This window comes from Sporocytophaga myxococcoides, assembly GCF_000775915.1.
GTDB classification, from domain to species: domain Bacteria; phylum Bacteroidota; class Bacteroidia; order Cytophagales; family Cytophagaceae; genus Sporocytophaga; species Sporocytophaga myxococcoides_A.
Window position 1 is genome coordinate 385,456 of the sequence record NZ_BBLT01000004.1, and the last position, 24,179, is coordinate 409,634.

Sequence of the window (24,179 nt, forward strand, 5' to 3'; positions counted from 1 at the left end):
AGATAAATCAAGATAATATTATTATTCGCCAGAGGTTAAGATCCTTTTGCTTTTATATCCCCTTACAGAAAAGTATAAGATGTATAAATAGCAGATAAGGATGATGGCAAAGCTATACCCATATCCAACTACATGCGCAAGTTTTCCCTGAAGTGGAGGTATTAAAGCGCCACCTGCTACCATGGTTACAAGAATTCCAGAACCTTTGCTTGTAAATTTTCCTAATCCGGTAAGAGACAAAGGAAAAATACAAGGCCACATGACAGAGTTTAACAAACCTACCAGAATCAAGAGAAGTATAGAAACAGGAATCTCAACAGTTCTAAATACGATTGGAAAATTTAATTTAAAATCAAGAATCATAATTTTGATATTCAGATATTGAGAATCAAACAGCCCTGTCATACTCATACCTACAAATATTACAGCCAGAATAGCTACAACTCTCAGCATGATTTCTGCTCTTACTCTCTGACCAATAGCACTTCCTATTAACCTTCCGATCATAGCGCTTCCCCAATAATATGCTAATAAAGAAGATGCAAGTTTTTCATCACCAAATTGATTCATCACTTCAGTAGAAGCCTTTATCAGGTGATCTTCAACCATATATAAAATAAGAATACTACCAATAGCAACTTCAGCCCCTACATAAAAAAATATTGATAAAGCCCCGGAAATCAAATGCTTAAACTCCCAGATACTTCCTTCAAGTATTTCTCCTTCTTCTATTTCAGACTTTAATTTAGGAAGTTTTAAAAAGTACAATATTACTGCAATAGTCAATGTTAATATGGCTAGTGCAATGTATGGACCTTTTACAGCAGCAGCTTTTTGAATTGGATCAGTCAGGCTTTTATCCAATATGAAAGCCCCTCCCAGAATAGGGCCTATAAATGTGGCCGTTGAATTAAGAGCTCCGCCAAGATTTAATCTTGAAGCACCAGTCTCCTCCGGACCAAGGGCAACTATATATGGATTTATAGCGACCTGCAATATAGTGAGACCAACCCCGACTACAAACAAAGCAAACAAAAAGAAAGGATATAAAATCAGGTCACTTGCAGGAATAAATAAAAGAAGCCCCGTTGCCATAACTCCCAATGAAACTGCCAGCCCTTTCTTATAACCAATTTTTTGAATAAGATTACCGGCAGGAATAGACATGATTGCATAAGCCCCGAAAAAACATGACTGTACCAGCATCACCTTCCAGGAATGAAGGTTAAATACCCCTTTTAAACTTGGAATCAGAACATCGTTCATCACTGTGATGAAACCAATCATAAAAAACAGTGATACCATAAGCGCCAAAGGCACCTTATAACTGGTATTTTCATTTCCCGAAATCTCAACGGGTTTGGAATCTTTGCCGAATGTGGCCATATTTTAGATTTAATATTTTAAAAGTTATTGACTAAAATCTTGTTCGGATCGGGAGCATCAGGTGTGATGGCATTCACGAATATTATTATAAACTCTGCTTGTTTTCAAATATTTCCAAAAAAAACAATATTTTTTCAGATCGTCAAGGTTTTCAAACCTTTGTTTTTAATGAAAGTTTTAAAAAAAGTCACCTTAGATGCATATTCAATACAAAGATTCAACAGGGTCATTGGCCGACTTTTGAAGCTTAAACTTTAAACTTTCTGCTTTAAGCTTTTTTTATTTACCCGATTAAAGATTTAAGTTTGCCATTTAATTTTAAAGTGAAGTAAAATGAATAGCATTTATTTCTGGAACTCCTGGAAAAAAAGTCAAAAGATAGTTTTTATTTCAGCAATTGGCCTGTCAGCTCTTGCTTTGATGTACTTCTTCACCGGATGGTACCTTGAAGATAAACTGGTAATACGATGGGAAGTTGATTCGACTGCTGAAACTTTAGATACTCCGATTGACACATTCGTTAAGCATCTTTTTAAATACACTGTTGAATCAGACAGCTACCTTCTTTCTCAGACGTTTAAAGGTAGTAGTCTTCATCTGAACCCATTAACCTCATATATTTACTTTGGTCTGTGTGTGGCTGCAATAATAATACTGCTAACCACCTTTACATATCTTGATCTCATATGGTATGGCGCTGCAATGCTGGTATTTACTTTATTTCTTTCAACCCTTAAAACAGATTTACTTGGTGTTTTTAAGATATATGGAAATCAATTTCTGGCAGGAATGCTAGTGGTCTACCTTGTCCCTAGTTATTATTTCCAGGCATTTAAGAAAAATACTGCATTTTCTGTTCGGCTAGGGGTATTTACAGCTATTACAGTTGTTCTCAGCATTCTCCTAGGTAAGTTCAGTGAGGTAAGTACTCCATTTTATTATATGGCCAATTTCGGTATTGCTGTTCCCATCGCGCTTACTATACTATTTCTATTTCTCATCTCTTTTGAGATTATTAACAGTTTCGTATTTCTTACAGCTGGCACCAAAAACATGGCTGGTAAAAACTCCATTTTAAATTTCATAATTATCAGCGCACTTTACCTTGGAAATCTTTTGCTTCTTCTTCTAAAAAAGATGTTAATTCTCCAATGGGATAGTTTGATTTTAAATGCATTCTGGATATTTCTTATTTCTTCTATTGTCGGACTTTGGGGATACAAAAAGAGAGCTCCGCTTTTTTATGACATAATCCCATTCCGCCCCTTTGGAGCTTATTTTTATATGGGCTTGGCAATCATCTCTCTTTCTGTCTGCGGTTATGCCTTTATTTCTGCAAACGATCCGTTGAAGGAATCTATTGAATATGCTATTATATACTTACACCTCGGAATAGGAGCCTCATATTTCCTGTATATTATATATAACTTCTATGAACTTTTTCCAAGGAATATTAAAGTATATGATATCGTCTACCAGCCCAAAAGATTACCATTCTTTATGGTAAGAGGCATTGGGTTAGTAGTCGTACTTGCGCTTTTTTTATATTCTAACCGATTTGCATATCACCTTTGTATCTCGGGATACAATAATGGAATAGGCGATGTTTACCTTCATGAACAGAACATTCTACTTGCTAAGCATTATTACAGAGAAGGAGTCATCAATGACTTTCAGAATCATCGTAGCAACTACTCACTGGGTTTGATTGCGGAAAAAGAAAATAACAGAAGAGAAGCTGTTGATTACTTCGCTTCAGCAAGCGTCAAAAGACCAATGGCAGAGGCTTATGTAAATCTAAGCAGGATATATTTTCAGGAAAACATGTTCTTCCCTGCTCTATTTACACTACAGGAAGGGCTACAGAAATTCCCTGAAAATGGCATGATTCAAAACAATCTTGGTCTGCTATATATGAACAAAAGCATGTCTGACTCTACTTATTTCCATTTGACTCACAGTGAAAAAAATCTTAAAGAGAACAAAGCTGTGGCCGCCGGAAACATTCTGAATTTCCTTACAAGAAAAGGACTAACAACAGAAGCAGATTCAATCAGCAGCCAAGGAATTTTTGAAGATGCAATTGCCTATCAGACAAACAAGCTTTCTATTCTTAATTTCAATGGTAAAAAATATAAATCAGGATTAAAAAATGATTTTGTCAGAGACAGTATTTTATCTCTGGAATCCTTTTCTTATCTGAACAATATAACATTAAATCACCTTAAAGATGGCAACAAAGAAATCCTTGATCAACTCCAATCATTCGCAAAATGGCAGGGAAATGAAGATTATAAAGAACAACTTACTTACTTAACTGCATTATATTTCTATTATAACAATGAAGGTTTGAAAGGGAAAGTTATACTTGATAACATCAGGTTAAATTCTTCTTTTGCCCCAACATACAATTCTGTACTTGGTCTTTGGATGATGCAACATGATTTATATAAGGTTGCTATAGACTATTTTTCCAAAAGCAGGGCAGAACTGAAAAGTTCAAATATTCTTTATTATGCCATTTCACTTATGGAAACAGGAGACTTTGAAGGCAGTAAAATCATATTGATGCAGCTCAACTCAATTCCTGATAAGAACATAAATAAAATCACAGAAAATCTTCTTAAGATCATTAATACTTCAGGTATTGGAGAAGTTAAATTATGGAGTGACGAGCTGAAACTTCAGTTTATCCATTATAAAAAAGCCTTTTTAAACACAGAACAAATAAAAGAATTATATAACTCTATGTCACGTGGTGATGCCAAGATAGAAGTCACTGCCGACCTTATGAATTTTTATCTTTCTCAAAATAAGATACAAGAAGCTGATTACTTCTTTGGTGCACTTGGGGTAATTGAAAAGGAGGAAAATGATGCTCAAAGCTTTTTAAATAGAATTTATCTGAAGTACCTTGCATATAAAGGTGAATATGAAGAACTCAACAAGCAACTTTCCAAGGTTTATCTTAATGCAGAAGATTCAAAACTTAAATCGTATTTTAAAGCTTTATATGATGAATTCAGAGCCAACACCCAAAATGCAATACTGAATTTTGATAAAGCTTTACAGTTAAATCCATTCAATGAAGAGGTGCGGATTGCTGCCGCATTATTTTATCAAAAAAATAAACAATCGGAGAAAGCATATGACATTCTGCTAAAAGGAATTGAAATCAACAGATATAGTGTACCGCTTATTAAGGCTTATGCTTTGCAAGCAGTAAGGATAAACCTGGTTTCTTACGGAGAGAGTATTCTTGAAGATTTAAAACTTTACGTGAGTGCGTCAGAGTTTTCGAAGTTTCTTAAAATCTTTCAGGAAGAGATTGCAAAAAATCAAGACGCTGATTAACATGAAAATATATACAAAGACCGGAGATCAAGGTCAGACAAGTCTTTTATCAGGTGGAAGAGTTTCGAAATCCGATATAAGAATAGAAGCCTATGGTACAGTTGACGAACTTAACTCCTATCTTGGTCTGGTAAGAGATCAGGAAGTGAATAAAGATAGAAGTGAACTCCTTCAAGAGGTCCAGGAAAAACTTTTTACTATAGGTGCCATTCTGGCGGCAGGAAAAGATCCTGAGAAAATGAAACTACCTCAAGTGTTAAATGAAGACATTGAAAATCTGGAAACTGCAATAGATATGATGGAAGGTGAATTAACGCCTCTGAAAAACTTTATTCTTCCCGGAGGTCATCCTTCTGTGTCCTATGCACATATTACCAGATGCATTTGCCGAAGAGCAGAAAGACTTGTAATATCCTTGCACGAGCAACATCCGGTAAATAATAACATTATTATTTATCTTAATCGCCTTTCTGACTATCTATTTGTTCTTTCCCGGAAAATGTCCAATGAACTAGGTATTGAAGAACACATCTGGAAAGGCCGAAAAGCCTGAACAGGTTGATATTAATTTTGTTTTATCTTTTTAAATACATATACATATAAATTAAGTATGACCAACGAACAATACAAAGATCTAAAAGGCAGAGTTGCTGCTTTGAGGAGGTATCTTTGACTACGACAACAAAGTAGAACAGATAGCAGAATCAGAAAAAATTACAACAGCAGCCGATTTCTGGGACAACCCTAAAGAAGCTGAAGCAACACTTAAATCCATTAAGTCATTAAAGATCTGGACAGATTATTATAAACAGGTTGAAGATAGCTTCAATGATTTTGAAACCCTTTATGAATTTTACGAAGCCGGGGACGTGGACGAGGCAGAGATTGGCAAAGAATTCATCAAGGTTTCTAAAGATGTAGAAGGACTTGAATTCAAAAAAATGCTTAGCGGAGAGGAAGATCAGCTAAGCGCTATTATTGAAATCAATCCTGGTGCAGGAGGCACAGAAAGTAATGACTGGGCCGGAATGTTAATGAGGATGTATATAATGTGGGCAGAAGCCCATAAATTTGGTGTAAAAGAAATCAATTATCAGGCTGGTGAGGTTGCAGGCGTAAAGTCAGTTACTTTGGAGATCACTGGAGATTTCGCTTATGGATACCTGAAATCAGAAATCGGAGTCCACAGACTGGTAAGGGTCTCCCCTTTTGATTCAGGTGGAAGAAGACATACCTCCTTTGCCAGTGTCTTTGCATATCCTGTGGTTGATGATACTATTGAGATCGATATCAACCCTGCAGACATTGAATGGGATACCTTCAGAGCAGGTGGAGCAGGCGGACAGAACGTAAACAAAGTTGAAACTGCAGTTCGATTGAGACACAAACCCTCAGGACTTATTATAGAGTGCCAGCAGGAACGTTCTCAGCTCCAGAACAAAGACAAGGCTTTGAAACTTTTAAAGTCCAGACTTTATCAGATAGAAGTAGACAAGAAAAACGAAGCAAGAGCAGCCGTAGAAAGCACAAAGAAGCGAATAGATTTCGGATCACAGATACGAAACTATGTTCTGCATCCGTATAAACTCGTCAAAGATTTAAGAACAGGCATAGAACGGACCGATGTTCAGAATGTGCTGGACGGCGATCTGGACGAATATATCAAAGGATTTTTAATGGAAGCATAATTTTAAAAGGCCCTGACTTTTGTCGGGGCTTTTTCTTTGTCTTCTATCCAACTTTTTTCCATTATTATATCAAACTCCTTTTCCTCCTCCTATTAATAATAAAATTTCGTGAGTAAAAAATAAATCTTTATCTACTTTAACAAGCATCAGATTGCAAAAAGTCTATAAAATAATACACTGATATATCTTTTTTAAAAAAACGAACGCACTCAATAAGTTTAATTTTTTATTTAAATAATACTAAAATGCAGATTACTAAAAATTTCTTATGATAAAAAATTTTTTTATCTAAAAAACGTAACCTTTATTAAAAGTGACAACACACAATTGATTCACAAGGAATTTAGGGGGTTTTGTTTGCCTCCTATTATTTTTATTTGTATTCTCGCAGATTCGTCAAAAAAAAATTAAAACTATTTAACCAAATAATCACACTTAAACATGAGAAAAAAGCTACCACCGAAAATCTCCCGGAGAGGTAATTTTATTACATCTCCGAGAATTTTTAAGATTGCGTTAACCCTCGCTGTCATTTTAGTCGGCTTTATGCAGGCAATGGCACAAAATGCAATTCCTATCACAGGACGAATAGTATCCGAAGATGGGGAAAGCATACCCGGAGTTACCATTGCTATCAAAGGAACATCAGCAGGAACAATCACTGACGAAAATGGAGATTTCTCCATATCGGTACCAGATAGTAATTCAGTATTAGTTGTGAGTTACATCGGCTTTGTAACTCAGGAAATAAAAGTAGGAAGTCAGACAGTCGTAAATGTGAAGCTGCCGTCCGACAACAAACTTGACGAAGTTGTTGTCGTTGGTTATGGAACACAAAAGAAAGAAGACGTAACAGGTTCTGTAACTGTTGTAAAATCGGCGGAGCTTAACAAAAACGTTGTTATCGATGCGACACAGTCAATTCAGGGTAGAGTAACAGGGGTCAATGTTACACAGAACAGTGGAGCCCCAGGTGCACCTTTATCAGTAAGAGTCAGAGGAATCGGTACAATCAACGGTTCCAGCCCCTTCTATGTCGTAAACGGTGTACCAGTACTTGATATCAGCACGATTAATTCAAACGATATCGAGTCCATGAGTATTCTTAAAGATGCAGCTGCTGCGGCAATTTACGGATCAAGAGCTGCAAACGGAGTTGTCCTTATCACTACAAAAGGCGGAAGCCCCAAAAAAACAACTTTTGACTTTAACTATCTGACCGGTGTTTCTCGTGAATGGAAGAGATACAACCTTCTAGATGCTAAAGAATGGGCAACATTAAGAAATGAGGCTTCTATGACAGATAACGGTACAGTTCTTTATAACCCTGATACAATTGGTGCGGGAACAGACTGGCAGGATCAGATATTCAGAAAAGCAATGATGAAGAGCTATTCATTGAATGCTTCAGGAGCAACGGATAAGCTTAGCTATTATTTGGGAGGTGGTTATCTGTCTCAGGAGGGTATTCTTAAAAACTCTGCTTATGAAAGATACACTTTTAATACAAAACTTGATTACCAGCTTGCAAAAAGATTGAAAGTTGGAACTTTCATGAACATTGCATCTTTTAATCGTAAGCAATTATATGACGGAGATCCATACAACTCTATCATTGCAAATGCTTTGAATATGGACCCTATCACACCATTGTATTCAGGACTTGGTGGTGATTCGATTTTCGGATCAGGTGCTACAAGAACAGACGTTCCTAACCCACTTGCCAGGCTAACTTACTACAACAATAGATATAAAGGTTTTAATTTTCTTGGTAGCTGGTTTGCAGAATACGAGATTATTAAAAATCTGAAAATTAAAACTTCATTGGGTTACCTTTATAACAACTTAGACAACCAACAATTTAATGGAAGATATTTCGTATCTGCAAATGAAAACCTTAGAGAGTCTCAAGTTGTAATACAACAAAACCAGAACAAAAACCTTATCTGGGAAAACTCTGTAACTTACGAAAAAACAGTTGCCGAAAATCATAAACTTTCCGGGCTTTTTATGTTTGGAGCGCAGAATAATACTGCATCATTCTTCCGCGGAGCAAAAAATAATACTTTTAACAATGACCCGAGTCAGTGGTATTTAAATTCTGCAACCGGTACAGCCACTGCGAATTCTCAGATGACTGAATACTCTATGTTATCTTATTTATTCAGAATCAACTATGAATTTAAAGATAAGTATCAGCTTCAAGTTAACACAAGATATGATGGAACCTCCAGATATTTGGACAAGAACAAATATGGTATTTTCCCTTCAATAGCTGCAGGTTGGATTCTAACAGAAGAAACATTCATGCAACCAATCAAATCTTATGTAAACTATATAAAAGTGAGAGGTAGCTATGGTAAACTTGGTAACCAGGATAATCCAGCCAGATATGCCGAATATCCTACCACAACCAACATATTTTCAGGATATAACTATGGTGGATTTTTCGGAAGTGCTCCTCTTGGATCAGGTAACAAAGACCTTAAATGGGAAACAGTTACTACTTCCAACATCGCTGTTGATTTAAGATTTTTGAATAACCGACTTGCGTTCACTGCTGAATATTTTACAAAGAAAACAGCAGATATGATTTACAGAAAGCAGGTTCCATACTATGCAGGAACTGAAGAACCTCCTTTTGTAAACGGCGGAACTATGCTAAACAAAGGTTTAGAGCTTGCCGCTGATTATACCAACTGGATTGGAAAACTACAATATAACTTTGGTGTAAATTTCACAACTATCAAAAACAAAGTAACCAAATTAGAAGATCCGATTTATCAAGGACAATTCAGAACTGTATATACCAACATTACTCAAGAAGGAAGTCCAATTGCTCAATTCTATGGATGGGAAACAAACGGAATCGTGCAGACAGCTGAAGAAGCAGCTGCTCTTCAAACCGCTCAACCTGGTGTACGTCCTGGAGACTTCAAATTCAAAGACCTTGATGGTGACGGTATTATTACTGATAAAGACAGAACGACGCTGGGAAGCCCACTGCCAAAATTCACTTATGGTATTAATGGAAATGTAGCTTACAAAGGATTTGACTTCTCATTGTTATTACAAGGAAGCTACGGAAACAAACTTTTCAATGGAAGCAAATACACACTTGAAGGTGGTGTTCCAAACTCCAACTTTTCAGATGCTATGCTTGACAGATGGACTGGACCTGGAACTTCGAACGATGTACCAAGAGTATCTTCAAACGATGTAAATAATAACAGAAGACCTTCTAACTATTATGTAGAGAGTGGTTCATTCTTAAGAGTAAGATCTATGCAGATAGGTTATACACTGCCGGATAAATTGCCTCAATTAGTGAAACTGCAAAAAGTTAGAGTGTTTATTATGGCTCAGAATCTATTCACATTTACTAAATATTCAGGACTTGATCCGGAGATCGGAACTTACACACCTGACTTTAACGTGACTAGTTCATACCTTGACATAGGAGTTGACAAAGGAGGTACTTACCCACAAGCCAGAACGTGGTTTTTCGGAATCAATGCTTCATTTTAATTAATCACCTTCAAAATCGTATTAACAATGTTTAAAAAAATATATCCATTTATCGGTTTAATCGTGATCAGCACATTGGGAGGTTGCAAGAAAGATTTTCTTGACAAGACTCCTCAGGCTGCTGTTACAGACGAAAACTATTATAAGACTGCCTCTGATCTAAATGCAGCAATAAATGCTGCATACGACCCAATGGGTTGGGAAACTGAAAGAAAAGGTCAGATTTTCGCCAATCTTTTCTTCTTTGGAGACGTTGTTTCTGATGATGCAATAAAAGGCGGTAGCGGAACCAGTGATATTCCTGATTTTCACGCACTCGAAACTTTCACAGGAAATGCCGGCTTACCTGCACTTTTATTACCATGGCAAAGAAACTATACTGGTATTTATAGAGCTAATATTGTAATTGAAAGAGCTCCTCTTTCAAATGCAGATGAAGCTACTAAAACCAGAGTGATTAATGAGGCTAAGTTTTTAAGAGCTTACTATCACTTCGAACAGGTAAAAATGTATGGAGATGTACCATTGGTAACAAAAGTACTTGGAGCGAACGATTACAATCTGGGCAGAACCCCGGCAGCTGAAGTTTACAAACAAATAGAAGCTGATCTTAAAGATGCTTCTGCTCTACCTCAAAAAGGAGCAATCGAAACCGGGAGAGCAACAAGAGGAGCAGCATTAGCTTTGCTTGCAAGAGTTCAGATGTATCAGACTCGTAATAATCATGGAAAATGGAATGAAGTGTTAACTAATGCTGAATCTGTAATTAATTCAGGAATTTATAACCTGGAAAATAACTATGCTGATATTCATACAGTGGCAAAAGAAAATGGAATTGAGTCTATATTTGAAATCCAAAGCAATACTAAAGTTGGTGGAGCTGCTGGGGATAATAACTCAGACTGGTCCAACGGGAATGAGGGTACATTGATCAACGTTATGTTCAGAGGAAGAGATAATGGAGGTTGGGGCTTCAACTGTCCTTCTCTTGATCTCTTGGAGGAATTTAAGAAAGAAAAAACAGTTGATGGAAATGATGACCCTCGTTTAAAAGCAACTATTATCCAGAATGGAGATTCTGTTTTAAATGAAAAATACAAAGCTGATATCAATTCATATCCTTATACTGGAACTTATTGCAGAAAATATATAGAACCTCAGAGTCTGTTTGGATTAAACCAAAGCGATGGCCCTTCCAACTACAGACTTATCAGATATGCAGATGTATTGCTTATGGCGGCAGAAGCAGCCAATGAACTGGGAATGACTGAAAAAGCTCTTGAATATCTGAAAAAGGTAAGAGACAGAGTTAAAATGCCTAAAATTATTGAGACCAATAAAGATTTATTAAGAGAGATCATCTGGCGCGAAAGAAGAGTGGAACTTGCTCTAGAAGGCCATAGATTCTTTGACATCGTCAGACAAGGAAGAGCTGCTCAGATTATGGGAAAAACTTATACTTTCAGCAATGCACAAGAAGTATTCCCTGTACCTCAGGCAGAAATTGATATGTCAAAAGGAAAAATCAAGCAAACAACAGGATTAAAATAACATTTAAATCTTAATTATCATGAATATCAAAAGACTTTCATTGTATATCCTTATTACAGGAGTATTATTCTCCTCCTGCAAACCTCAAAAGGGCAAAGATGAAGACCTACCTGCACCAAGTGCAGCTGACTTTACTTTCGAAAGGAAAATAGACCCTAATGATCCTAATGATCTGAATACATATACTTTCAGAAACACAACTCCTGGAGCCTTTATCACCTCATGGGATTTCGGAGGAGTAGCAAAATCAAAAAATGTTAATGAAACTGTTTTCTTCGGATATAAAGGTACTTACAAGATAAAATTACTGGCTTCTACTCCAGGCGGAACAACAACAATTACAAAAGACCTTGTTATTGAAGAAAACAGCCCTTATGCTGCTGATTTTACAGTTGAAGAGGTAGACGACTTTACGTTTAAAGTTAAATCAACCACCCCCAATCCTCTAACTCAGGTTTTCAAATTCGCAAATGGAGACAGTTCTACAACAGAAGAAGCATCCGTTAAATTTCCTTTTGCCGGTACATATGACATAACACTTAAGGTAAATACATCTAAAGGTCCCTCTTCTATCACACGCAAGGTTACTGTTAAAAAAGACGATGAAAGTAATCCTGACCTGACCAATGAAACCTTCAGATTATTAACTGGAGGTCGTGAAGCTGTCAATGGCAAAACCTGGGTGCTTGCAAAAGTTAAGGGTTCTGGTGGTAATGGTGGACGAGATGCATTGGTACCTCAATGGAACTTAGCTTTAAACGGCCCTACCGGACCTGAATTTGAAAATGGAATGTTAAACAATGAGTTTACTTTCAATATTCGTGGATATCAATACATTCCTAAAAACACAAATGTCACAGTAAACTGGGCAGCTGCAAACGCTTTTTTTGGGAAAAATCAACCTGATTATAATGATATAGCATATTCAGATCCTAAGCATACTCAAGCACCATTTAAACTAACGCCTGTAAACGATACTTACCTTGGTAATGTTTATGCATTAACAATCCTTAACGGTAGTTACTTGGGATATTTTGAAAATAGGTTTACAAGCAAAATTATGAGAATTACCGAAGATTCTTTATATGTTAGGCATGGGTATGATGAAGCAGGCCTATTTAATAATCCAGAACTGGATTATTGCGTGAGGTATTTCACTTTTGTCCGTAAAAAATAATTTAAGTCGTTTTAAACTTAAAAAGCCCGAGTAAAATTTCTCGGGCTTTTTTCTTAAATAGAAAAATATAATACCCTTTTCTTCTCTATATCCAATTAATAAAATAACCATTTGTGGTTATTGACACCTTCTCATCTTTTGGCAAATATTGTACTGTAATTATTAAGTAATAATACTTGGATAGTTCAATCAGCTATGTTTTTAAAAAAACGGCAATCTCAATATTTGAAGTTGTCGTTTTTTTATATAACTAATGCATATCATTGTTAATAACCACCGATTCATCTAGCAGGATTATTTCAATCACAATTAAATGCAATTATCCAACTTTCCGGCATTCAATTTCCCTAAGCAAGAATCCACAAAAAGGCTAGCTGATTATTTACAGACCGTAGTTAAAAGATTTATACAAAGCTTTTATCACTTACTATTTCCTTTTAAACTTTTCTCTTCAATCATTAAAAATAACCATTTGTGGTTATTGACCTAAGGTCATAATTTTTCAATTTTTGTGTCGTGATTATTAAGTAATACTTGGGAAGTTCAACCAGCTAATTTTTTTACCTAAACTAAACTAAAACGGCAGATTCAAATTTTGAAGCTGCCGTTTTTTTTTGCTTATCATTAAGTTATTCCAGCAAATTTATTATTATTACACCTTAATTTATCGTACCTTTTGAAGGGTTAATCTATTTTTTTTACAAAACCTTTTTTATTAACCAAACTTATTCAATATGGGGGCTACCGATTTACATAAAAAATATACTGAACTGAATGTCATCAATCAAGAAATAGTTTCTTTAGCAAATGAACCTGATATATATTTTCATATTGAAAAAATAAAAAAACTTCAGGAGATTTATCCGCACCTGAAACACTCCCCTAATATTATTTGTGTTATAGATATCTTAACTCAGGAATATCTTTTTGTAAGTGATAATATACTTGCTATTCTTGGCCATGAGCCTTACGATATATATAAAGAAGGTTTCAGAAAGACATTCTCTTTATTCGCGCCCAATCAGCTTCAAATAATACTGGACAAAATATTTCCTACGATGTTCAAGTTTTTTAATCAGCATAAGCTATCGGGAACAATAATGGATCTGAAAATCTCATTTTCTGCATTAATGAGCCACAAAGATGGCTCTCAAAGATGGTATCTAAATCAGATCACTGTTGTGAGACTAAATGAAGATAACAATCCCCACTGGTTACTAAAACAGGTAACAGATATTCATGATTTTAAAAATGATAATTTTATAACCTTTGTAATAGCACAAAAAAATCCAAGTGGTATTTATCACAATATTTATAAAGAATCATTTTTATGTGATGAGGAATCTACCAATTTAACAGAAAGGGAAATTGAAATTCTACACCTCATGAGCCAGGGATTTTCAAGCAGAGAGATTGCAGAGACTCTTTTTATCAGCCTGCACACTGTATATAAACATAGAAAAAATATGTTAAAAAAAATGGATGTTAAAAGATCCGGAGATTTAATGAAAGCTGCAATGAAAGCAGGTTTAATATGAATACCCCATAAAGGGCTTCATTTTTTCGACTAAAATACAATCATGAAACTTATTAAAAGCTAAAATTTAATGAAGGCTATAAAAAATAACCAATATTGGTAATTGACCTCTTCCTTAAACCTTTCTAATATTGTCATAGTAAATCTTACTCAAATACAAACTTAAATGATCACTAATAATATTTAACTTTAAATATTTCTGTATAGTGAATTAACTTTTTTCAAATTATTTTTTCATATTTTTTTTGCCTTAGGGAGGCTGTCTCAGGATTGGGGCAGCTTTTTCTATGCAATCACTTATTTTAAGTCATTTAAAACTATTAAGGTTCTTAAAATCAAACGCTTCACGTTCATAATTTCATTATTTTTTTCTCTTTTAAAAATTTACAGGGTCCATAATTCCTTATAAATATCTAATTCGTATTACATTCCATTAATCTATCCCATTTTTAAAATACTCAGAAATAGGTATCTTAGCATTAGAATGTATTTGTTTAGATCTTACCATTTTTTTTGTAGTCTCTAACTTTTATGAAAAGTATCCAAGCCACTAAAAGCAATTTAGAATATTATAAACAAGCTGGAAAAGTCATTGGTCAATATATACCAGCCAGAAATCCTCAAAATAACAAGCCTTACAATCTGATTGATTTACCTCAATTCCGTTCATTAACTGCATACTTTCCAAGCATTGTATGTATTATTGACATTATATCCAAGGAATATATATATGTAAGTAAAAATCTTTTTGATGTACTAGGATATACTCAGGATGATTTTTACAAGGAGGGTTTTCTCAAAACAGTAAAAATATTTCCAACGGACCAGCTTGAAATAGTTCTTCATAAAATTTTCCCTTTGATGTTTGAAGCATTCGAAGAGCACAGCCATACAGACACTGTGGATGATTTGAAAATTTCATATTGTACTCTTGTAAATCATAATGAAGGACATCAAAGATGGTACCTTCATCAGATTACAGTTTTAATGAAAGATGAAAATAATAAAGCTCATATCTTAATAAAACAGGTTACTGATATACACAACTATAAAGATAATGACAGTATTATTTTCACAATTGAACAGAAAGACAAACAAGGATTATATCATACAATATTTAAAAAATCATTTCAAAATGATAACATTGAGCATGTACTTTCTGATAGAGAAATTGAAGTGTTACATTTAATGGGCCAAGGCTATACCAGCAAAGAAATTGCAAATTCTTTATTTGTAAGTGAACATACGATTTATAAACATAGAAAAAATATGCTTAAGAAGATGAATGTTAAAAGATCTGGCGATCTTCTAAAGAAAGCCATGGCTTCAGGAATTATTTAGATTGATAATAGTTCTACAGTTTTCCCCTCGGTTAAGAGAGAATAAATTATAAACATATATATATTTAAGTATATATATATAATTCTTATCCCAGGCTTTATATGCTCATAAAAGGAAGTGCTATTAATATATTTACTTCTCTTCTATTTTTTTGAATTTGATTTTTCAAAACCCTTATTTTAATTTTAAATTCTTAAAACTTTATTTCACAAAAAATGGAAAGAATATTAGGCGTTGGCTCCAGAATTAATCACAATAGATTTGGGGAAGGAATAGTTGCCGGAACAAAACTGGGAAACTACAGGATTAGCTTTTTTGGAAAAGGCATTATTGAAGTCCCTAAAGATTCTGAAGAAATAGAAATACTGGAGTTGCTTGCTCCTGAAGAACGTATGATCAGCACTGATGATGTGGAGACAACATTGATCGGCATTCTCCGGAAGTGGTCCGACCTATCAGAAGTTGTGCATATAGCAGACAAATGGAAAAAAGGTACATTGGTTATTAAATCTTATGATGATTCTGTAAAACCTAAGGAAGTACCTCTTGATACATTCTTTCATAAAATTGTAATGCTAAGAGACCGGTTGAGAGTCTTGGAACAAAAGATTAATGCACACGCTGTATTGACAGATAGTGAAAAAGTAGATATGCAGCAGTATATCACCCGCATTTATGGTTCTTTAACAACGTTCAATGTATTATTTAAAAATTCATCTCAGGTGTTTGTTGGAGAAAAAGGAAAAGAATAATTAAACAAACATTTATACTTATAAAATTTCAACATATCTTAAAAAAAATGCGGACTATGCTAAGCATGATCCGCATTTTTAATGGGGCATATAACTTTATTTTATTTTAATCATCCTTACAGACTCTTTTTTACCAGAAGCATAATTTACTTTTAAAACATAAGCCCCCTGCTCAAGATCTCCTCCCAGATTCATTTCCTGTCCGCCGGAGACTCTTCCCTCTGAAGAAATCTCTTCACCCAGAAGATTAATAACCGAATAACTTTCGATGTCTTCATTTACTACAAATTTGAAGTCAGCATTACTAGGATTAGGATATAATTTCAACTGTGACAATGTTGATCCAGATTGAATTCCGGATACAACCGGAGCAACATTAATTGTAACAGGAACTGACGGCATCTTTGCTCCATTGTCGTCCGATGCAACTGCAATAATGGTATATATGCCATCTCCAGGATCGAACCATGTAAATTCATATGGAGCATTAACAGCAGTTCCTAAGAGTGAACTACCAATGTAAAATTCAACTTTTGATACCTTTCCATCTGCATCTGAAGCGTCTGCTGTTAAAATTATCTCTTTTGAAGATAAAAATATATCGTTATTTTTTGGAGATGTGATTCTTACTTTAGGTGGTTGATTTGTCACAGCAGTCAATAGCAAGGGAGATGAAACTGTCACTCCACCATGGTTATCAGTAACCTTAATAGTAATACTATAAGAACCAGCTACTGGTAAAGTCCAGTTAATATTAAACGGAGCAGTAGTTGAAGTTCCTATTAAAACTGTTCCATTGTAGTATTCAACCTTTTTAACACTTCCATCAGGATCACTTACAGAAATGTCAAAACTAACAGATGAGCCGATTTTAACTGTACTGTTGTTTAAAGGAGCATTGACCACAACAACAGGAGGCTGATTTTCATTCACTGTAAATGATACAGCTGAACTAGTTGTCGTTTCTCCTTTATCATCTGTTGCTTTGGCAGTAATGAAATAAGTACCGACAGGTAGTTCTGACATTGTATAGCTAAATGGAGCTGCAAGATCTGTCCCTATCAGTACTTCTCCAGAATAAAATTCCACTTTTATAACTGATCCATCTGAATCTGTTGCATCAACATCTATTGCAACCGAAGCAGGCACTACAAATGCCGCATTGTTTGCTGGTGATATTATTGTAACCGAAGGTGCCTGGTTTACAATCAACAAAACAGAAGAAGAAATTGCTACTCCACCATTATTATCAGTAGCTTTAACTGTAATATTGTATTTTCCGGCAGGTACAGAAGTCCAGGTAAAACTATATGGAGCTGTTAAATCAGACCCAAGCAAAGTACTTCCATTATAAAATTCTACTTTTGAAATCAATCCATCTGCATCTGAAGCTTCTGCGGTAATGGTAATATCCCCGGGAGCTACAAAGGATGCATTGTTAAGAGGAGATGCAATTGAAACCAGAGGACTTTGGTTCACAACAAGGGTTATAGCTGAAGAGGTAGAAACTCCGCCTTTATCATCTGTAACTTTAGCCATTAAAGTATAAGTGCCTGCTGTAAGACTTGATATAGTATAAGTATAAGGTGAAGTATTAACACTTCCAAGCAATGTGGCTCCATTATAAAACTCGACTTTAACTACAGATCCATCAGTATCAGTGGCAAAAGCTGTCAACAAAACATTTGAAGCCGGAGCCTGAAGAACCGTGTTATTGGCAGGGGTCGTCAATGCAACAGATGGAAGTTTATTGGCGTTCACAACTACAGTAATGGGAGTACTTTCGGTTGATGCTCCATTATTGTCTGTTGCTTTTGCAGTAATCAAATAAGTACCTGCAGCAACATTATTCCAATTGAAAGAATATGGAGATGTTGCATCGCTTCCTAATAAAGTACTCCCATTGTAAAACTCAACCTTGGTAATATTACCATCTGAATCAGCTGCATTTGCAGTGATTGTAAATGATGCTGCTGCAACATAAGCAGTATTATTTGCAGGAGCTGTAATACTCACTATTGGAGCTTTATTACCAGCAGCTACATCGACATAATTAAGGTTTATCTCATCCGAATCGAAAACAATCCTCATGATTTGATTTCCAGCCATTAAGGAGACGGCAGGAATGATAACTGTCTGCCATACCTGGAAATCACCTGTATTGGGAACTTTAATCCCCCCCGTAACATTAACCCCATTCATTTCAATATGCATGGTTTTACCCGTAGCAATAGCGGCCACTCTTACTTTAAAATCATATTTCCCAGCCTCCGATACATCCACAGTATACTCCAGCCATTCACCTTTGACTGTCCAGCCAATATTATACCCTCCGCCTACATCAGTTGACACTTCAATATCAACATCGTCTTTTCTGAAAGCCTCCCCCCTGTTCCCTTCATCAGAATCAAAATATCCAAGGCCACTTCCTCCCAGATCGTAATTTTCAGCTTCGATTCTTCCCGGAATAGGCCAAGCTTTACCACCATATGGTGTTTGAGGAACTGTGACAACAATCTTTACAGAAGCTGAGGTACCAATACCTCCTTTATCATCAGTCGCCTTTGCAGTGATAGTATAAGTTCCGGCAGCAACTGCTGGCCAGGTGTATGTATAAGGAGAATTAGTTACTGATCCTAACAATGTGGTTCCATTATAAAATTCCACTTTACTGATTGTGCCATCAGCATCTGTAGCACTAGCAGTAAGTGTTATATTTGTACCTCCTTCAAAAGTTGCATTGTTGGCAGGAGCTGTAATTGAAACTGTTGGAACTTTGTTTGCCGTTACAACAACAGTGACTGCTGTTGAGGTAGTAGTAGCCCCGCTGTTATCAGTAGCCTTAGCTGTGATGGTATGTGTTCCTGCTGCTACTCCTGTCCAGATATAAGTATAAGGAGAGGTAGTTGAGGCCCCCAATAATGTGTTACCGTTATAATATTCCACTTTACTGATTTTCCCATCTGCATCTGCGGCATTGGCAGTGAGTGTTATGCTTGCACCGGCAAAAAAAGCAGCATTGTTTGCAGGTCCAGTAATAGAAACAGTTGGAGCAGAATTTACAACACAGGAAATAAAATTATCAGCAACTGATAATTTAGTTTTCATATAAGCCCCTGATGTGGAAAGGTCATTCCAGGCATCCGCATCACAGGCACCAGGCTTAAGAGCTGCAGAAGCTTCCGCTTTATCACAATAACTCCAGTTGATCCAGCTTATTTTCTTTGAATTCATCCAACTGATCCAGTTATCAAATTCAGAAAGGTAAGGACCACCGTTACCACTTGCATCAGAAGAACCACATTCAGTTACAAAAAGTGCTTTACCCTTTGCTATCGCAGCATCTCCTTTTTGTCTTAAAGATGCTCCGTGTGTACCACTATAAAAATGTAGAGAATACATCAGGTTATTATAGTTTAAAGGATCATTGGCTGCAATGTCAACATCCTGACTCCAGTTTGGTGTACCTACAATTATAATTGTACTTGGATCAATAGCTCTGATTACAGGAATGACGGCATTTGCATATGTCTTCACTGTAGACCAGCTGACTCCATTGGGTTCATTACAGATTTCAAACAATACATGTTTTTTTCCACCATGTTTGGTTGCCATATAGGCCCAGAAATCTTTGGCTTCGTTAAGATTAGCATTCGGATCTCCAGGAGTAAGTACGTGCCAGTCAATCATACAATAGATACCTCTTTTCTCACATTCATCTACCCAAGTGTCAATATATGTTTTCCAGTATGAAGGGTCTGTTATATAACCCTCTTCCCGCACATACATTGCCAGACGGAAGATATCTATTCCCCAGTTGTTGGCAAGCTCGTCTAGTGCAGAAGTTTTCATACAATTAGGAAACCATTGCATACCATGCGAACTGAACCCTTTAAGTTGAACCGGATTTCCACACTCATTAGTCAATTGAGATCCGACCACCTTTAGTTTGCCATTTAAAGCAACGGGTGACCCTGCAGGAATTTGAGCAAAGCTATTCTGCCAGCAAAAAAATAATATTAGAAAAGCGATATTTCTAATGAAGGAGAAGTGCTTCATGAAATTGAAAGTTTTTAATCTTTTTTTGTAAAATTTCAAGATTTAAAACTATAAAAGCAATTATTGTTTATCTGATTCGACAAAAAAATACTCTTTCAAGTACTTTCATATGACTCCGTTTAGGAAAAAACACAATATCAGATTTGATTCAGTTATGTGAAGCTAAATATGTTACATATAAAAAACAATAAAAAATATCCCTATAGTACAAGTTTTGTCAAATTTAAAAAACAGAGGAGTTTTTCGATTAAAAATGATCGAGAACTACTTTCACATGAAACTTTATAGAAAACCTGTTTTACCTATACAGGTGTTTATCATAGAAATCCTGGTCGGACTAAATTTAAATACCGGCAAATTGTTTGCATTTAAACATTTCCGTTGCCCTCAGGTTTTTTGAATTAAAGAGGTTAATACAGAGTACAAAAGATGACTTGTCCGGAGATTAAGAATCCTGTGATTCCTTTCCGGACAAGTTCATTTTGAGATCTAACCTTTCTTCCGATTCATGAATTCATATTTCTGAGATATCAGTTCACTTACAAGCCCGGTCCAGCCGGTCTGATGAGAAGCTCCAAGGCCTTTGCCCGAATCACCGTGGAAATATTCGTAAAAAAGAATATAGTCTTTAAAATTAGGGTCTTTGTTTAACTTGTCGACATTGCCAAATACAGGTCTTTTACCTTCTGCATTCATTGTAAACAACTTAATGAGACGATCTCCCAGATGATGGGCAATTTCATTAAGACTTAAAAGATTCCCTGAGTTTACCGGATATTCTACTTTATAATCATCTCCGAAATAATGATAAAACTTATTCAGTGATTCAATCAGGAGGAAATTAACAGGAAACCATATTGGTCCTCGCCAGTTAGAGTTTCCTCCAAAAAGTTTTGAGTCAGATTCTCCGGGAAGATAACTCACAGAGAATAAATTATCATTGACCTTTATTTCATAAGGCTTATCCTTATGGTATTTAGATAAAGCTCGGATACCATAATCAGATAAAAATTCCTTTTCGTCTAATGCTCTCTGCAATAAGTTTTTAAGCCTTGCTCCTCTAAGCAATGAAAGCAGTCTTGTTTCACCTTTCCCTGCTTCATACCATCTGGATATTAAAACAGAAAGATCCGGCCGATTTTCCAGCACCCATTCCAGTCTCCGTTTAAAATCGGGAAGATCAGAGACCATTTCCGGCTCTATAGTTTCCACAGCAAACATTGGAATCAGACCTACCATTGACCTGATTTTCATTGGTATACTTTCTCCTTCCGGCTTGTGAAGCACATCATAAAAGAACTCTTCTTCATTGTCCCAAAGACTGATACCTTGTCCTGCAATATTGGTAATGGCACCGGCGATATAGAGAAAGTGTTCGAAAAATTTTGTAGCCAAATCCTGATAAACTGGTTTCACCATAGCCAGTTCAGTGCTGATTTTAAGAAGGTTTAATGAATACATAGCCATCCAACTTGTACCATCAGCCTGCTCAAGATATCCCCCGGTAGGCAGTTTCTGACTTCTGTCAAATACACCAATATTATCGAGGCCCAAAAAGCCTCCTTCAAATATATTGTTACCGCTAATGTCTTTTTGATTTACCCACCATGTAAAATTAAGCAGGAGTTTATGAAGGACTTTTTCGAGAAAATCATAATCCCCTTTCCCGGTAAACTCTTTATCTATCTGATAAACTTTATGTGCTGCCCATGCATGTACTGGAGGATTAACATCACTGAAGTTCCATTCATATGCGGGAATCTGTCCATTGGGATGCATGTAATATTCTCTCAGCAGCACGACCAGTTGTCTCTTTGCAAAATTAGGATCTAACCGAGCAAGAGGTACACAATGAAATGCCAGATCCCAAGCGGCATACCAAGGGTATTCCCATTTATCGGGCATTGAGATTATATTGGAATTACTAAGGTGTCTCCATTGACTATTTCTTTTATACTTCCTTTCTTCAGGAGGTGCTGGCTGCCCCGGATCTCCTTCCAGCCATTGATTTACATTAAAGTAATAAAACTGTTTACTCCATAACATTCCTGCATAGGATTGCCTCTGAATCATTCTCAACTCCGGGTCTAAAACGTTTTTCTGCAAATCCTTATAAAAGGCATCAGCTTCATTCAGTCTCAATCCGAATATATCATCAAACTCATCAAACGCTCCATGATGTGGCTTATCCGAAAGTCTAAGCTTGATCACTTTTGTTTCTCCAGGAGCAAAATCAAGTTCATAAAACGCTGAAGCTTTCGTCCCATCTTTAAAATTTACAGTTTCGTTCTTACCTTCAACTATATAATCATTAATACCATCTTTACAATAAGTCGTAGAGTTGGCAAAATTGTATAGTCTTTTGTAGTTGGTCTCATTGTCACAGAAGAGGAATCTTCTATGATTCTCTGCATACAAATGAAAGGTTTTATCGCGTCTGTAATTTATACTGATTTCATCATTAGAAACGGCTTGCATGGAAGGCTTAAAACTTTTACTATCCCAGGACCAAGTATTTCTCAGCCATATTGTAGGTAAAACTGTAAGCCTGCAATGATCAGCCCCCCTGTTGGTAATACTGATCTTAACTAAAATATCTTCCTTGTCAGCCTTTGCATATTCAATAAAAACATCGTAGTAGCGATCATCATCGAAAACTCCGGTTTCCAGAATTTCATATTCCGGATCTGCCTTTGTCCGTTTTCCATTTTCTTCAACTATTTTAGAATAAGGGAATGCCCTTTGAGGATACTTGTAGAGCATTTTCATGTAAGAATGAGAGGGCGTATTATCAAGGTAATAATATAACTCTTTACAATCTTCTCCATGATTTCCTTCGTTTCCTGAGAGGCCATATAGTCTCTCTTTCAGTATGGGATCTTTACCATTCCAGAGAGCAAGAGCAAAACAAAGTAATGATTTATTATCTGAAATTCCTGCAATACCTTCTTCTCCCCACCTATAGGCTCTGCTTCTGGCCATATCATGAGAGACAAATTCCCAGGCACTTCCGGAAGCACTATAATCCTCTCTTACAGTACCCCATTGCCTTTCTGTTAAATATGGTCCCCACTTTTTCCATCCGATACTTTCTCTGTATTGTTTAACACGCTCCCTTTCAGGATTCCAACTATTTTCCATTGACTAAATAAAAAAAATATAATAACTAAAATAAAAACATAGGCTCACACCAATGCTGATATATCTTTGATACCATTTGACTTTTAACATTCACTTACAAGTTTTTATCCTCACTCCCTGAAAAATTTAAAAATCATTTGTGGCGGAAAATGAGACGCCAGGCATAGCGTCTCTACTGCTTAAAGCTTAATTCACTTTTACCTTTTCATAACCAACCATATAGGTCTTTGGTGTCAACTTCTTCACGATCTCCTTTTTCTGCTTACCATTTTTATCAACCATCTGTATCTGATTGTAATCTTCTTCTGTCTTAATATCTACAATGATTTCAACGTTTTCTTCCTTTGGTACGATTATGTATTGGTTTTCAACTTCAAGATCCGGTTTTATAGAAGCATGCTTGGAAGTAACGTACATAGTGTGTTTTACATTTTCTATTCCTCCTTCAAGCTTTACTTTAATCTTGTTTTCTTTGTTCTTTTTCAAATATGTAATCAGGTTTTCCGAATCTCCCTCAACAAGGTAAATATTTGCTTTGGGAGCCAAACCTTCTTTAGGTCTGCTCTGAGCAGAAATATTCAGGGAAACAAAAGTTAATGCCAGAATAATTATTGTTCTTAATGCCATGTATATTTATATAGATTGGTATATTAAATTTACAGAAA

The 24,179-nt window shown here is 35.8% G+C and carries 13 protein-coding genes; 9 read left to right on the forward strand and 4 right to left on the reverse strand.

Annotated elements, in window-relative coordinates:
• Positions 1 to 21 precede the first annotated feature (21 nt).
• Positions 22 to 1,386: a sugar MFS transporter gene (locus MYP_RS11855; protein WP_045463419.1), complete on the reverse strand. Its 1,365-nt coding sequence runs from the start codon at positions 1,384 to 1,386 to the stop codon at positions 22 to 24.
• A gap of 333 nt (positions 1,387 to 1,719) precedes the next feature.
• On the opposite strand from MYP_RS11855, the gene MYP_RS11865 reads away from it, so the two are divergent.
• From MYP_RS11865 to MYP_RS11905, 9 genes are all read left to right on the forward strand, one after another.
• On the forward strand, positions 1,720 to 4,740 hold the full coding sequence (locus tag MYP_RS11865) for a tetratricopeptide repeat protein (RefSeq protein ID WP_045463427.1): 3,021 nt from the start codon (positions 1,720 to 1,722) through the stop codon (positions 4,738 to 4,740).
• 1 nt (position 4,741) lies between these two features.
• Complete coding sequence (locus MYP_RS11870) at positions 4,742 to 5,293, forward strand: cob(I)yrinic acid a,c-diamide adenosyltransferase (protein WP_045463430.1); 552 nt, start codon at positions 4,742 to 4,744, stop codon at positions 5,291 to 5,293.
• A 57-nt stretch (positions 5,294 to 5,350) separates the two neighbouring features.
• A protein-coding gene (gene prfB, locus MYP_RS11875) for a peptide chain release factor 2 (protein ID WP_156140524.1) occupies positions 5,351 to 6,428 on the forward strand; the annotation gives its coding sequence in 2 pieces (ribosomal slippage) (positions 5,351 to 5,410 and positions 5,412 to 6,428; 1,077 coding nt in all).
• 441 nt (positions 6,429 to 6,869) lie between these two features.
• Entirely contained in the window at positions 6,870 to 9,956 is a 3,087-nt protein-coding gene (locus MYP_RS11880; RefSeq protein ID WP_081990493.1) for a SusC/RagA family TonB-linked outer membrane protein, read from the forward strand.
• A 27-nt stretch (positions 9,957 to 9,983) separates the two neighbouring features.
• A complete protein-coding gene (locus MYP_RS11885) occupies positions 9,984 to 11,507 on the forward strand; it encodes a RagB/SusD family nutrient uptake outer membrane protein (RefSeq protein ID WP_052430129.1) in 1,524 nt (507 codons plus the stop codon).
• Positions 11,508 to 11,526: 19 nt separating this feature from the next.
• Positions 11,527 to 12,684, forward strand: coding sequence for a PKD domain-containing protein (locus tag MYP_RS11890; protein ID WP_045463438.1), 1,158 nt, complete (start codon positions 11,527 to 11,529; stop codon positions 12,682 to 12,684).
• Positions 12,685 to 13,418: 734 nt separating this feature from the next.
• Positions 13,419 to 14,222: a response regulator transcription factor gene (locus MYP_RS11895; RefSeq protein ID WP_045463441.1), complete on the forward strand. Its 804-nt coding sequence runs from the start codon at positions 13,419 to 13,421 to the stop codon at positions 14,220 to 14,222.
• Positions 14,223 to 14,752: 530 nt separating this feature from the next.
• Positions 14,753 to 15,562, forward strand: coding sequence for a response regulator transcription factor (locus MYP_RS11900; protein WP_045463445.1), 810 nt, complete (start codon positions 14,753 to 14,755; stop codon positions 15,560 to 15,562).
• A gap of 215 nt (positions 15,563 to 15,777) precedes the next feature.
• Positions 15,778 to 16,314, forward strand: coding sequence for a hypothetical protein (locus MYP_RS11905; protein WP_045463448.1), 537 nt, complete (start codon positions 15,778 to 15,780; stop codon positions 16,312 to 16,314).
• A 96-nt stretch (positions 16,315 to 16,410) separates the two neighbouring features.
• Here MYP_RS11905 and MYP_RS25010 read toward each other — a convergent pair whose 3' ends face one another.
• From MYP_RS25010 to MYP_RS11920, 3 genes are all read right to left on the reverse strand, one after another.
• Complete coding sequence (locus MYP_RS25010; protein WP_052430130.1) at positions 16,411 to 20,373, reverse strand: Ig-like domain-containing protein; 3,963 nt, start codon at positions 20,371 to 20,373, stop codon at positions 16,411 to 16,413.
• A gap of 489 nt (positions 20,374 to 20,862) precedes the next feature.
• Positions 20,863 to 23,514, reverse strand: coding sequence for an MGH1-like glycoside hydrolase domain-containing protein (locus tag MYP_RS11915; RefSeq protein ID WP_045463451.1), 2,652 nt, complete (start codon positions 23,512 to 23,514; stop codon positions 20,863 to 20,865).
• 186 nt (positions 23,515 to 23,700) lie between these two features.
• On the reverse strand, positions 23,701 to 24,141 hold the full coding sequence (locus MYP_RS11920) for a hypothetical protein (RefSeq protein WP_045463454.1): 441 nt from the start codon (positions 24,139 to 24,141) through the stop codon (positions 23,701 to 23,703).
• Between the last annotated feature and the right edge of the window lie 38 nt (positions 24,142 to 24,179).

Coding starts and splice junctions, on each gene's coding strand:
- MYP_RS11855 (WP_045463419.1), bottom strand. CDS start 1,386: ATGGCCACATTCGGCAAAGATTCCAAACCCGTTGAGATTTCGGGAAAT.
- MYP_RS11865 (WP_045463427.1), top strand. CDS start 1,720: ATGAATAGCATTTATTTCTGGAACTCCTGGAAAAAAAGTCAAAAGATA.
- MYP_RS11870 (WP_045463430.1), top strand. CDS start 4,742: ATGAAAATATATACAAAGACCGGAGATCAAGGTCAGACAAGTCTTTTA.
- MYP_RS11880 (WP_081990493.1), top strand. CDS start 6,870: ATGAGAAAAAAGCTACCACCGAAAATCTCCCGGAGAGGTAATTTTATT.
- MYP_RS11885 (WP_052430129.1), top strand. CDS start 9,984: ATGTTTAAAAAAATATATCCATTTATCGGTTTAATCGTGATCAGCACA.
- MYP_RS11890 (WP_045463438.1), top strand. CDS start 11,527: ATGAATATCAAAAGACTTTCATTGTATATCCTTATTACAGGAGTATTA.
- MYP_RS11895 (WP_045463441.1), top strand. CDS start 13,419: ATGGGGGCTACCGATTTACATAAAAAATATACTGAACTGAATGTCATC.
- MYP_RS11900 (WP_045463445.1), top strand. CDS start 14,753: ATGAAAAGTATCCAAGCCACTAAAAGCAATTTAGAATATTATAAACAA.
- MYP_RS11905 (WP_045463448.1), top strand. CDS start 15,778: ATGGAAAGAATATTAGGCGTTGGCTCCAGAATTAATCACAATAGATTT.
- MYP_RS25010 (WP_052430130.1), bottom strand. CDS start 20,373: ATGAAGCACTTCTCCTTCATTAGAAATATCGCTTTTCTAATATTATTT.
- MYP_RS11915 (WP_045463451.1), bottom strand. CDS start 23,514: ATGGAAAATAGTTGGAATCCTGAAAGGGAGCGTGTTAAACAATACAGA.
- MYP_RS11920 (WP_045463454.1), bottom strand. CDS start 24,141: ATGGCATTAAGAACAATAATTATTCTGGCATTAACTTTTGTTTCCCTG.